General features: G+C 54.1%; 7 protein-coding genes. All 7 read left to right on the forward strand.

Going from position 1 to position 13,642, the window contains the following annotated elements; translation table 11 throughout:
• The first annotated feature begins 23 nt into the window (after positions 1-23).
• Positions 24-890: an ABC transporter permease gene (locus MHH78_RS11505; protein ID WP_341170310.1), complete on the forward strand. Its 867-nt coding sequence runs from the start codon at positions 24-26 to the stop codon at positions 888-890.
• Positions 891-917: 27 nt separating this feature from the next.
• Positions 918-1,790 carry a carbohydrate ABC transporter permease gene (locus tag MHH78_RS11510; RefSeq protein ID WP_341167474.1) on the forward strand — a complete coding sequence of 291 codons (873 nt, stop codon included), beginning with the start codon at positions 918-920 and terminating at the stop codon, positions 1,788-1,790.
• An 8-nt stretch (positions 1,791-1,798) separates the two neighbouring features.
• Positions 1,799-3,532 (forward strand): hypothetical protein, encoded by a 1,734-nt coding sequence (locus MHH78_RS11515; protein WP_341167475.1) that lies wholly within the window; start codon positions 1,799-1,801, stop codon positions 3,530-3,532.
• A 94-nt stretch (positions 3,533-3,626) separates the two neighbouring features.
• Positions 3,627-5,996, forward strand: a complete 2,370-nt coding sequence (locus MHH78_RS11520) for a glycoside hydrolase family 95 protein (protein WP_341167476.1) — start codon at positions 3,627-3,629, stop codon at positions 5,994-5,996.
• 701 nt (positions 5,997-6,697) lie between these two features.
• On the forward strand, positions 6,698-11,032 hold the full coding sequence (locus MHH78_RS11525; protein ID WP_341167477.1) for an endo-1,4-beta-xylanase: 4,335 nt from the start codon (positions 6,698-6,700) through the stop codon (positions 11,030-11,032).
• 666 nt (positions 11,033-11,698) lie between these two features.
• Positions 11,699-12,658: an ABC transporter permease gene (locus MHH78_RS11530; RefSeq protein WP_445668091.1), complete on the forward strand. Its 960-nt coding sequence runs from the start codon at positions 11,699-11,701 to the stop codon at positions 12,656-12,658.
• An 18-nt stretch (positions 12,659-12,676) separates the two neighbouring features.
• Positions 12,677-13,555 carry a carbohydrate ABC transporter permease gene (locus MHH78_RS11535; RefSeq protein WP_036724075.1) on the forward strand — a complete coding sequence of 293 codons (879 nt, stop codon included), beginning with the start codon at positions 12,677-12,679 and terminating at the stop codon, positions 13,553-13,555.
• Positions 13,556-13,642: the final 87 nt, after the last annotated feature.

Genomic DNA, 13,642 nt, shown 5'->3' on the forward strand with positions numbered 1-13,642 from the left:
GTTATTTCCGCAGAAATTGGCAGATGTACGCATTGCTGGTCTTACCCATGCTGTTCTTTATTATTTTCAAATACGGTCCAATGTATGGTGTGCAGATTGCGTTCAAGGACTTCAACTTCTTCAAAGGCATTGGTGGCAGTGAATGGATTGGTCTTGACGGATTCCGCGAGGTATTTGCGAATCAGGACTTTTATATAACCTTACGCAACACGTTGATGCTGAACTTTCTGGATTTGATCGTTTCTTTTCCCGCCCCCTTGATTATTGCCATTATGCTATTTGAGCTGAAGGTGGTCTGGTTCAAGAAGCTGTCGCAGACGATTCTGTATATTCCGCATTTTATTTCCTGGGTAATCATCGGCGGGATTGTGTATCAGCTCTTTGGCCAGCAGTCCGGGATGATTAACAACCTGTTAACGGGCCTGGGGCTGGATGCCATTCCTTTTCTCTCTGACAAAAATTATTGGCTGATCACTTACCTGCTGACTGGTGTCTGGCAGAGCGCAGGCTGGGGGACGATCCTCTATCTGGCGGCACTCGCGGGCATCAATAAAGAGCTGTTCGAAGCGGCGGAGGTCGATGGGGCCGGAAGAATCAAGCGCATTCTGCATATTACAATTCCGGGGATCAAGCCGACGATTGTTACGCTGCTGATCATTAATCTGGGCAACATGATCTCGATTGGCTTCGAGCGGCCGTTCGTGATCGGTAACCTTGCGGTTATGGAATACTCGGATGTGCTGAGTACCTTTGTCTACCGGATCGGTCTGGAATCGGGGCAGTATACGCTGGCTACGGTGGTTGGATTGTTCCAGGCGGTGGTCGGACTTCTATTCCTGCTGGTGGCGAACTATATCTCCAAGAAGCTTACAGACGAGAGCATCCTATAATCAACCTTTGGATCGGGAGTGTACATTATGAATGAAAGAGCAGCTAACAAGGCGTTTGATACATGGATTGTGATCTGCTTAACCTTATCGGTGCTGGCATGTCTGATTCCGTTCGTGCATATTCTCGCGGTCTCCTTCAGCGGAACCGTCCCGATTGCTTCGGGCAGAGTCACTCTGTTCCCTATGGATTTCAATATTGAGGCGTATAAAAAAGTGTTCAGTGATGCCGCAATGATCCGCTCGCTGGGCTTCACGATATTCCTGACAGTGCTGTTCACAGCGCTGTGCATGATGATGACGGTTGCGGCGGGCTATGCCCTGTCGAAGAAGGATCTGAAGGGCCGTAAAATCTTCATGTTCCTCATTGTCGTCACCATGTTCTTCAGCGGCGGGATTATTCCAGAATATATTCTGACACGGGAGCTGCATTTGCTGAATACGATCTGGGCGCTGGTGCTGCCCGGGCTGATCAGCCCATTCTATATGATTATCCTGATTTCTTTTCTGGCCGGGATTCCGGACGCGCTCAAGGAGTCCGCTGAGATCGACGGCAGCAGCCAGTTCGGGACGCTGATCCGTATCATTCTGCCGTTATCCATGCCGGTGCTTGCTACCCTAAGCCTGTTCTATGCCGTCGGCAGATGGAACGGATTTCAGGATACGCTGATGTATATCACGAAGCCGGAGCTGTATCCGCTCCAGCTGAAGCTCTATCATATGATCCAGAACAGCCAGGTATCCGATCTGATGAGAATGGAGGGGAACGCGGTCAGCACGGTTGTGCCGGAGAGTCTGAAGGCGGCTACTGTAGTGTTCGCCACAGTGCCTATTCTGCTTGTCTATCCATGGCTGCAAAGATACTTCGTCTCGGGGGTAATGACCGGGGCGGTGAAAGGGTGAGCAGACAGATGTTCAAGAAGATAACGGACATTAATGACAAATGGACAGAGGAATCCATGGAGCTGCAGATCAGTGACCGGGAGAGCCGGTACTTCGGGGGCGTGCGTGATCCGCTGAGCGGCGTAGCCTGGCCGAATCACACCGGCACGGCCCAGTATCTGGCGGCATGGGCGGCTGCGCTGGTGAATCCGCAGTCCCGGTATTACCGGGATCCCGCGCTGCTGGGGCAGCTGCAGGAGGGGATGGCGTTCATGCTGCGGTTCCAGCATGAGGATGGCACGATCTCGCCGGGCTGGACGAATTATCATTCCCCGCCGGATACGGCATTCGTGGTAGTCGGACTAGCCAATATCCTCACGCTGCTGGAGCGGCAGAGCTGGCCGCCGCTCCAGCCGGTGACGGATCAGATTCGAGCCTTCCTTGTGCGGACGATTCCGGCGATGCTGACCGGGGGTGTGCATACCCCGAATCACCGCTGGGTGCTGACTGCCGCGCTGGGGTCTTTATACCGGATTTTTGACCTGGAGGAGTTACAGGCAAGAGCCGGAGAATGGCTTCAGGAAGGGATGGACATTACGCCGGACGGCGAATGGACGGAGCGGAGTAACGGAATCTATAATACGGTCAGTGACATTATGCTCTATTACGCCGCGCAGGATCTGAACCGTCCTGAGCTGCTGGAGCCGGTCCGCCAGAATCTGCGGATGATGAAATATCTGGTTCACCCGGACGGTGAGGTGGTCACTGATTATTCGGGGCGGCAAGATTTCGGCAGCGTCTACTCGCTGGCTGATTATTATCTGTGCTATCAGCTGATGGCAGAGCATGACCGCAATCCGGAATTCGCAGCTCTTGCGGAGCTGGCAAGCCGCTCGGTGATGCATCCGGGCTCGCTGCCCAATCAGATTATGCTGGGATTCCTGCTCTATCCGCAGATGCAGGCGGGTTCAGTCGCGCCGGGAGAACTGCCGGACAGCTACCGCAAGGTAATAGATGGCGCGTTCAACCGTCAGGAGCTGATCGGCCGTATCGGGCAGGACGGCTATGGCGGGCCTGTCTGCCACAGCAAGCAGCATACGGAATTCGGCGCTCCAGTTGCCCGGGTGCGCAGCGGGAAGACCAGTGTAAGCGTGATGACCGAGGCTTCCTCGCTGTTCTCGCTGCGGCATGGCCGGGCAAGGCTGCTGGGGGTTCAGCTGGCTTCAAGCTTCGGGCCGGGACTGATTACGATGGATTCACTGACGGAGACAGCGGACGGATTCCAGCTGGAGTCTGCTGCCGATAAGGGCTACTATGGTACTATTCCCGCAGATAAGCTGCCTCCGCGCACCGGCTTGCCTACCAGCCCGTGGTATCTGCTGCCTCATGGCGAGCGGCCGCTTACCCATAACCAGACGAGCAGTGTCTGTGTGAAGGTAAGCGAGTGGGAAGCTGGCTGGGATCTGCACTTCTCAGCGCCGTCTCCGGCAGATGTGCTGACCCAGATCGTCCTGCTCTTCGGCAGCGAGGGCAGACTTGAAGGCTCCGCGCTGACGCCGGTACCGGGGATGACCGAGGCTTCCTTCTGGACCGCCGGAACACTCCGCTATAGCGCAGGGGAGGACTGGATGGAGCTTGAGCAGGGCTGTCATGAGCATCACCTGGCCGATATCCGCGGGATGAGCTATCCCGAAGGCTGCCAGAAAGTCATCGTAACACTCATCACTCCGCTGGATTATACCCTGCGGATTCGTCTTTCCTGACAGATGCCTATATAATGAAAGGGTTATCAGGATTTATCAGGACTTAAGGGTTCAGCTAATTCAGAAATTAAGGTGTATGGAGGTAAGCTGCGCAATGAATATTTCATTTAATACCCCCGCTACTTATTGGGTGGAGGCGCTTCCAGTCGGGAACGGACGGCTGGGGGCTATGATTTTTGGCGGCATCGAGAAGGAACGTCTGGCGCTGAATGAGGACACACTGTGGTCCGGGTACAAGACAGACTGGAATAATGCGGAGGCCCGCGAGGTTCTCCCTGAGGTCAGGGCGCTGATTGCAGAAGGCAGGAATGAAGAAGCGGATGAGCTCTGCAAAAAAATGATGGGCCCCTACGCCCAGTCCTACCTGCCGTTCGGGGATCTGCTGCTTACGATGGAGCACGGGCAGACCATAGACGGGGAATATAGCCGGAAGCTGGACTTGTCCACGGGTGTTGGTACCGTCTCCTATGTAATCGGCGGTGTCCGCTATACCCGGGAGGTCTTCGCCTCTCACCCGGACCAGGTGATCATTGTCCGCTTAACGGCCAGCGAGGAGCACCGGCTCAGCTTCCGGGCGAAGCTGGACAGTCCGCTCCGCCACCGTTCGGAAGCAGACGGGGAGCACTACACGATTACCGGACATGCTCCTGAATATGTGGCACCGAATTATTACGAAGTCGATCAGCCGGTCCGTTACGGTGGAGATTCCCCCCGGAGTCTGGAGTTCCACGGCCGTCTGGCTGCGGTCCAGAATGGAGGCCGTCTGGAAGCTACTGCTGACGGCATACAAGTTACCGGCGCAACGGAAGCGGTTCTATACTTCAGTGCGGCAACCTCGTTCGATGCGGAATCGGGCACAGTGAAGGACGATTATGATGTAAGTCAGCAGACAGCTGGGGCTGTACAGCGCATCATCGATGAGCCTTATGCCGGGCTGCGGGAACGTCATGTTGCCGATCACCGGGAGCTGTTTGACCGGGTAGAGCTATATCTGGGAGAGAGTCTGGCCCCTGAGGGCATGCCGACGGATCAGAGAATTGCCGCCTACGGCAGCAATGATCCGGGGCTGGTAGAGCTTCTGTTCCATTACGGCCGTTATTTGCTGATTGCCAGCTCCCGTCCCGGCACACAGCCGGCGAATCTTCAGGGCATCTGGAATCAGGACACCCGGGCACCGTGGAGCAGCAATTACACGCTGAATATCAATGCGGAGATGAATTATTGGCCGGCAGAGGTCACCAATCTGTCCGAGCTGCATCAGCCGCTGATTGACTATACCCGGAGGCTGGCGGTTAACGGCAGCGAGACGGCCCGGATTAACTATGGCGCACGCGGCTGGGTAGCCCATCATAACGCCGATCTCTGGGCACAGTCGGCTCCCGTTGGCGGCTACGGTGACGGAGATCCGGTCTGGGCATCCTGGGCGATGGGCGGGGTATGGCTCACCCAGCATCTGTGGGAGCATTATGCCTTCAGCGGCGATCTGTCCTATCTGCGGGAGACTGCATATCCGGTAATGAAGGAAGCAGCCTTGTTCTGCCTGGATTGGCTGATTGAGAACCCGGACGGGTACCTGATTACCTCACCATCCACTTCTCCTGAGCACAAAATCGTAGACGGCGGCAAGAAGTATGCCGTCAGCGAAGCGGCAACCATGGATCTGTCGCTGATCGCGGAGCTGTTCACGAACTGCAGCCTTGCTGCCGGATTGCTTGAGCTGGACGGCGAATTTGCGGCTGAGCTGGAGGCCGCCCGCGCGCGGCTGCTGCCGTTGCAGGTAGGTGCAGGCGGCCGGCTTCAGGAATGGTCAGCGGATATGGAGGATGAGGATGTGCATCACCGCCATGTCTCCCATCTAGTCGGGGTCTACCCGGGCAGATCGATCACGGAGAAGTTAGTTCCCGAGCTGTATGAAGCAGCCAGAACCTCGCTTGAGATTCGCGGAGACGGCGGAACCGGCTGGAGCCTGGGCTGGAAAATCGGACTATGGGCCAGATTCAGACAGGGTGACCGCGCCAAGCAGCTGATCACGAACCTGCTGACGCTGGTTCAGCCGGAGGCCGTTAACAATGAACGCGGCGGTGTCTATCCGAACCTGTTCGACGCCCATCCGCCGTTCCAAATTGACGGGAACTTCGCGGCTACGGCCGGAATTGCCGAGATGCTGCTTCAATCCCACCAGGGAGTTCTGGAGCTTCTGCCCGCCCTGCCTTCAAGCTGGAGCGAAGGAAGAGTGAAGGGGCTACGGGCACGCGGCGGCTATGAGGTGAACCTGACCTGGAGCGCTGGCAGCCTCGCGCAAGCGGAGGTTACCGCTCATCTTGGGGGAGTCTGCCGGGTTCTGGCAGAACGCCCGGTAGAGATTACGCGCGGCGAAGAACGGCAACTGGTAGAGCCGGATTCAGACGGTCTGGTGAGTATTGAGCTGCAGACGGGGGAACGCGTTAGTGTACGGTATGCTTAGCAGATAAGGCGGAGTGAATAATAGTTATGCAAATTGCAGCACGCTTCAGATTGTGGAGTGTGCTGTTTTTGCGTTGTTTGGGTAGGCGCGCGGGTCGAATGTATGTGAAAAACCGAATACATTGCGCCGGATGGTGCCGTGCGGACCAAATGTAATCGAAAAACCGATCACATTGCGCCAGATGGTGCCGTTCGGGCCAAATGTAATCGAAAAACCGACTACATTGCGTCAGATGGTGCCGTTCGGGCCAAATGTAATCGAAAAACCGAATACATTGCGCCGGATGGTGCCGTGCGGGCCAAATGTAATCGAAAAACCGATTACATTGCGCCGGATGGTGCCGTGCGGGCCAAATGTAATCGAAAAACCGATTACATTGCGTCAGATGGTGCCGTGCGGGCCAAATGTAATCGAAAAACCGAATACATTGCGCCGGATGGTGCCGTGCGGACCAAATGTAATCGAAAAACCGTTCACATTGCGCCAGATGGTGCCGTTCGGGCCAAATGTAATCGAAAAACCGACTACAGCGCAACATGTGCTACGCTAGGGGGCGGGAGCCGGGTGTAGCAGCTAATTTTTCCCGCTCCGCTTATGATTTTGTTATCAATCCTATCAAATTGTTATTTGTAAACGATTTCCAACCAGCTATAATTCAACCTGTAAGCGCTTTATAAAAGATGATTCTTAGGAGGGTACAGATGCTCAAGCGTAAACGAATGATGAGCCTAGGGCTGGCGCTGGTCGTCCTGGCGGCTTCGGTGCTGCCGATGCGGACACCGGTCTATGCTGCGGCTGAGGGAGGCCCGGCGGTTGTTCTCGCTTCGGACTTTGAGGATGGCACCGCACAGGGCTGGACTAAGAAAGGCGACGAACAGCTTACAGTAACGAAGGAGGTCTATCATGAAGGCTCCCACAGTCTGTACGTGGATGGGCGAACCAAGGATTGGGAAGGGCCCAATCAGGTCTTGACGGACCACATGACTTTGAACACAGCCTACACGTTGGGAGCATGGGTGAAATCTCCGGCGCCGGTCAAATTCACGGTACATACCAAAATCGGCGAAAAAGAGGACTGGACGCTTGTAGCGGAACTTAGCGGAGCGAAGGGGTCCGGGGATTGGACGTATCTGGAAGGTACTTTTATTACAGGCGATAAGGTAGGATTCACGGAGATTTATGCAGAAGCCGCAGCAGGAACTTCTTTCTACGTAGATGATATCAAGATTACCGCCGCAGCGGCTGAAGTCCCGGAGGGGGAGGGAGGGCTGCGTACGGATTTTGAAGACGGAACGCTTCAGGGCTGGAAGAACCGGATTGGGCCGGAATCGTTGTCGGTGAGTCAGGATACGGCTAATACCGGAACCCGCAGTATGCTGGTCGAAGGAAGAGAGCGCAGCTTCCATGGGCCGAGTCTGAGTGTGAAGGAGCATCTGCGGCCGGGTAAGAGCTATCAGTTCTCACTGTATGTCCGCCTGAAGGAGAAGCCGGAGGTTGACACAAGCCTGCAAATGACGGTGTATAAGAAGGCAGGCTCCGAGAGCTGGAATGCGATCGATAAGGTTAGCATTAAGGCCGATCAGTGGGAGCAGTGGCATCTGCTGAAGGGGAATTTCCAGTACAGCGACCAGCCGTCTGAGGTGAACCTGTTCGTGGAGACTCCTTATATTACCGAGGAGACTATTGATACGTTAGCTTTTTATGTAGATGATGTGGTGATTGAGCCTGCACCTGAGATGAGCATTGAACAGAATATCCCCTCGCTAAAAGACATCTACGCTAATGACTTCGCCATCGGGGCCGCAGCATATTCCTGGCAGATGGAAGGGGTCTACGGGGAGCTGCTGAAGAAGCATTTCAACAGCATCACAGCCACCTATGAAATGAAGCCCAAATTCCTTGCTCCTTCCGAGGGCACTTATGTGTTCGACGGTGCGGATAAATATGTGAATTTTGCACAGGCAAACGGGATGGGACTTCGCGGACACGCACTGTTGTGGCATGTGGATGCTGCCGAGTGGATGTTCACGGGTCCTGACGGCCAGCCGGCCAGCAGAGAGCTGTTGCTTACGCGCCTACAGAGTTATATCGAGACGGTTATGCACCGTTATAAGGGCAAAATCTATGCCTGGGATGTAGTGAACGAAGCGATTGCCGACAATGGCGGCGGTCCGGACGGGATGAGACTGTCCCCCTGGTATAACCTGATCGGTCCGGACTATATCGAGAAGGCATTTGAATTCGCCCGTGCGGCGGACCCGGAAGCGAAGCTCTATTACAATGATTATTACACAGAGGTACCGGAAAAGCGTGAGCATATCTACAAGCTGCTGAAGACGCTCAAGGCGAAGAATCTGATTGACGGCGTGGGCCTCCAGTCCCATCACGGACTGTTCTCCCCCTCCATTTCGGAGATTGAAAAGACGATTCAGCAATTCTCGCAGCTTGGGCTGGACATTCAGATCACTGAGCTGGATGTTGATTCGGGCATCAGCCCTTCTGCTCCGCTGCCTGCAGATATCGCTGCGCGGCAGGGCAAACGCTATAATGATCTGTTCGAGCTCTACAAGAAGTACAAGGACACGATCTCCTCGGTCTCTATCTGGGGAGTGCAGGATGAGAAAAGCTACAACAACCATGCCATGTTGTTCGATGAGCAGCTGAAGGCGAAGCCTGCTTTCTGGGGAGCGGTGGACCCTTCCAAGCTGCCGGCCATTCACAATGTAGCCGTGGCCCTTGAGGGTACACCTCAGACAGGCGCAGCCGGGAAAGCCCTGTGGAGCAAAACAGCAGGGATTCCGCTGGAACAGGGCAGTACCGTAACTGCCAAGGTTCATACGCTCTGGGATACAGATAACCTGTATGTGAAGGTAGACGTTACCGATGCAAGTCGGAATGGGGAAGACAAGGTTGAGCTCTTCCTGGATGAGAACAATGGCAAGACTACGGCTTATCAGCCGGATGACCGCAAGATCAGCTTACTGCGTTCGGGCTCCGGGACCGAAGGAGTCAGCTTCACCAGCACAGAACGTGAGGGCGGTTATATCATTGAAGCGAGAATTCCGCTCGTAACGGTCAAGGGTGCCGCAGGCGTGGAACTGGGTCTCGATGTCCGTGTCAGCGATGCCGGTGCTCCGGGCTCTGTTCCTGCCTACTGGAATGACAGAAGCAGCTCCCAGGATACGGATACCAGCCATTATGGGGTTCTCCGGCTCTCTGCAATGCCTAATTCGGCGGAAGCGCCGAAGGGTCAGGTGAAGATCGACGGACAGATGGATGCGCAGTGGGAAAAGGCGAAGCCTTTTCAGGTAACAATGACTGCCGCGCCTTACAGCACCACCGCAGAAGCCAGATCAATGTGGTCGGAGGACAGCCTCTACCTGATCGTTGATGTGAAGGACGCCTTACTGAAGGCGGATGCCGCGAATCCATGGGACCAGGACTCCGTGGAAATCTTCATTGATGAGAATTTCAACAGAACCCCTTATTACGAGGGGGATGATGGTCAATACCGGATTAATATTAATAATGTGGCTTCCTTTGGGGGAGGCGCCTCGGACAGCAGATTGACCAGCGCGGTAGTCCATACGGACACCGGGTACCGCGTGGAAGCCAAGATTAATTTTGGCACGATCAAGGGGGCGGCGGGAAGCTCCATCGGGCTTGACCTACAGATCAATGATGACCGGGGCGACGGCATCCGCAGTACAAGTAAATGGAATGACAGGGGAGAGGATACGTGGCGGGATACCTCGAATTTCGGGATCTTGACCTTTGTGGCGTCTGAGGCGGCACCGCAAACCCCTACAGACGGGACTTCTACGTATCCATCGTCAAGCTCGACACCATCCGTGAAGTCACCTGCTCCGGCGGCAGAGAACTTCACGGACGGCAAGCTTTCCGTTCAGACTTCCCCGGATAAGGCGGGAATCCTGAATGTGGACCTCACGCCGGATGCAGTAAATCAGGCCGTGCTTCAGTCGCTGGACAGCGGCATTCTGAAGATCGCCGTCAAGCCTGCCTCTGGAGCCGAAGCGCTACGGCTGGGGCTTCCGCTTCAGAGTCTCGCCGCACAGCCGAAGATTAAGGAGATTCGCATTGAGAGCGGCTTCGGGGCAGTTCTGAGCCTGAATACGCAGCTGCTGAAATTGCAGGATGTACAGCCCGGAGATGTGCTTCAGCTTCAGGTGAGGCGGGCGAAGCAGGACGGATGGCCGGCAGTGGTGAAGACCCGCTTGGATGGAGCGGCTGTACTGGACTTCTCGCTCGCTATCCATGGAGCCAAGATTACAGCAGTTGACGCAACGGCGCTTACCTTGCTGCTGCCTTATGAACTTAAGTCAGGCGAGCGGGCGCACCAGCTTGTGGTATATCAGGTGCTGGAGAATGGGCGGCTTGTGGTTGTGAAGGATCGTCAGTATGATCCGGCTACAGGCTATGTCTCCTTCAAGACCAAGGAGTTTGGACAATATGCGGTTGCCACGGTGAAGCTGCCGGATCACAAGAGCAGCAAATGGGCTGCCGAGAGCGTTGAAGCTCTGGTTGCAAGCGGAATACTTCCTCTGGGAGCAGAGGCTTCCTATGAGACCGGGGTATTGATGAACCGTGCGGAGTTTGCCCAGCTGCTGGTCGATGCTTTTGACCTTCAGGCTGAAGCAGCCGCTCCAGGCTTCAAGGATGTCAGTACGGATTCCCCATATGGCGAGGCTATTAACATTGCAGGAGCCTTAGGTATTGTAAAAGGTAGAGCAGATAGGCTCTACAGTCCTAACGCTACACTAAGCCGTCAGGAAATGGCGGTCATGCTGAATCGGCTCATCCAGCTGGAGCAGATCATACTGAAGGACGATTCCGCTGCTGTTCAAAGCTTTAAAGATCTGAACCAGTTGAGCGCGGAAGCTTCGGGCGCTATTGAGAAGCTGCGGGCTGCAGGAGTCATCCAAGGCGCGCAGAACGGCAACTTCCTGCCCAAGGCTCAGATGACCAAGGAGCAGGCTGCCGTGGTAGTGTACCGGATAATCAGCCTCAATCCGTAGAGTAGTATCCGCGAGTCTATAGCATTGATTTGAGCAGCGGTTCTCCCAGGTAAGGGGGGGCCGCTGCTTTTTGTGATGGGAGGGAGCGTACCATGTGGGAGGACAATCGATGGATAGAGGTGTCGCTAGGAGCGAGTGGATGTCAACAGGGAGAGTGAGCCGCTTGGAGCGTTTGGACATTGATGAGTGGAGAGTAGTGCCTGAACGGGTGGATGTTTGTGATGGGAGTAATATGGCTGCGGTGTCTGCTTTAGGGGACTGTTATGTCTGCATTGTCCGCGTTGCCCCAGTACTGTATGAGGAAATAGTTGGATTTTGGGTACTTGTTCGCGCGTAGAATGGACCCGGCCAGACAGTAGTTGGAAAAAAGGCACTTGTTACGCCAGGGCCGGAACAAAAAGAAGATTTTCTCGAAAATAAATAGCATAAATCCACCTAATTTCCTCAAATGCTCCAAATCGGCTAAATTAAGATACGTTTTTCCAACTAATCGTAATGGTTTCTTCTTTGGCGGTACCTTGCCCCCACACTTAACATAGTTATCATTTTGTTATCAATGCTTTGTATTTATCATGTATCTGTCATGTCCGGCTAGGTATGATTAATTTATAAACAAAGTAAACGGATACACGTTGACCAGCAAAGGGGAGCAGAAGCATGAAAAACATGGTTACGCCAGCCAGCGTAAAAGGCGAGAAACTGGATGTCAATGCGGGGAAGCCCCGGAAAAAATCGAAATGGACCAAGAACCTTAGTCTCGATCTGATGGTTCTGCCGGCTTTGATCCTAACCGTGATCTTCGCCTATATTCCAATGACAGGACTTGCGATTGCCTTCAAGAATTACAAGCCGGGCTTAGGCTTTAGTGCCTCCAAGTGGGTGGGGCTGGAGCATTTTGAATATCTGTTCAGTATTCCCGAGAACGTTCAGATCATCTGGAACACACTGATTATTGCCGGTCTGAAAATGATCGCCAACCTGATCGTTCCCTTCTTATTCGCACTGCTGCTGAATGAGATCCGCAAGATGGCATTCAAAAAAATGGTACAAACCATTGTCTATATGCCCCACTTCCTCTCATGGGTGATCCTGGGCGGTATTCTCTCCGACCTGCTGGCCAGAGACGGCGGCCTGATCAACCAGGTGCTGGTCAGTGTATTCGGCATCCAGCCGATTTTCTTCCTGGGCGACGGGAACTGGTTCCGGTTTGTCGTTGTAGTGAGTGATGTCTGGAAAGAGTTCGGCTTCAACACCATCGTCTTCCTGGCCTCCCTGGCGGGAATTAACCCGGCACTCTATGAAGCGGCTGAGGTAGACGGAGCAGGACGCTGGCAGCAGACCTGGTCGATTACGATGCCGGCCATGCTGCCGATTACCATCGTGGTAGGAACACTGGCGCTGGGTAACGTGCTTAACGGAGGCTTTGACCAGATCTTTAACCTATATAATGCGCTTGTCTTCGATAAAGGGGACATCATCGATACATTTGTCTATAGACTAGGAATTGTTGACGGTAAGTTCAGCTTCTCCACAGCGGTCGGATTGTTCAAATCCGTTGTCAGCTTTGTCTTGATCGTAACAGCTTACCGCCTTTCGTATAAATTTGCTAACTACCGTATTTTCTAGAATGGAGGCTAATAGGGCATGTATCATAAAACAAAACCTTACCGCATCTTCACCGTGTTCAACTATATCCTGATGATCGCAGTTTCAATCATGTGTGTTGTTCCGCTGATTCACGTTCTTGCTGTATCGTTCAGCGGGAAATCGGCAGCCAATGCCAATCTGGTGGGTCTGTGGCCGGTAGATTTCACAGTGGATGCCTATACCAAGACCGTAGCCAATGAGAATTTCACCCGGTCCATCTGGGTGACACTGCAGCGCACGGTGCTGGGAACGCTGTTCAGCATGGGGGTAGTCATTCTGGCTGCCTATGCGCTGTCCAAAGAGAACGCCCGGTTCAGACGCCGGAACATGTATATCTGGCTGCTGGTCTTCACCATGCTGTTCAGCGGCGGTCTGGTGCCAATGTACATTCTGATTCAGAAGCTGCACCTGATGAACTCCTTATGGGTGCTGATTCTGCCGGGAGCCGTCTCGGTATGGAATATCATTCTGCTGCTTAACTTCTTCCGGGCCGTGCCCAAAGAAATGGAAGAAGCCGCCTTCATCGACGGCGCAGGTCATTTCAGAACACTGTTCAGCGTGTATCTCCCGGTATCCATGCCGGCTATTGCTACACTGTCGCTGTTCACGATTGTCGGTCACTGGAACTCCTGGTTCGACGGCCTGCTGTATATGACGGATCACCGCAACTATCCGCTGGCGACCTTCCTGCAGTCAGTCATTGTCCAGCAGGACTTCAGTAAGGTGACCGTACGGCCGGAGGATCTGGAGAATATCTCGCAAAGAACGGTCAAAGCCGCGCAGATCTTCATCGGAATGGCGCCGATCCTCATCGTGTATCCATTCCTGCAGCGTTTCTTCGTGAAGGGAATTGTCCTCGGGGCGGTTAAGGAATAGCCGTCCTTCCTATTAAAGGGGGTGATGCACGCGCTGGAAGCTGAAAAAGATTGACTCATATACTTAATATGATTAAATTTTAATTAA

The sequence above is a fragment of the Paenibacillus sp. FSL H3-0333 genome, assembly GCF_038002805.1.
GTDB lineage: Bacteria > Bacillota > Bacilli > Paenibacillales > Paenibacillaceae > Paenibacillus_AQ > Paenibacillus_AQ silagei.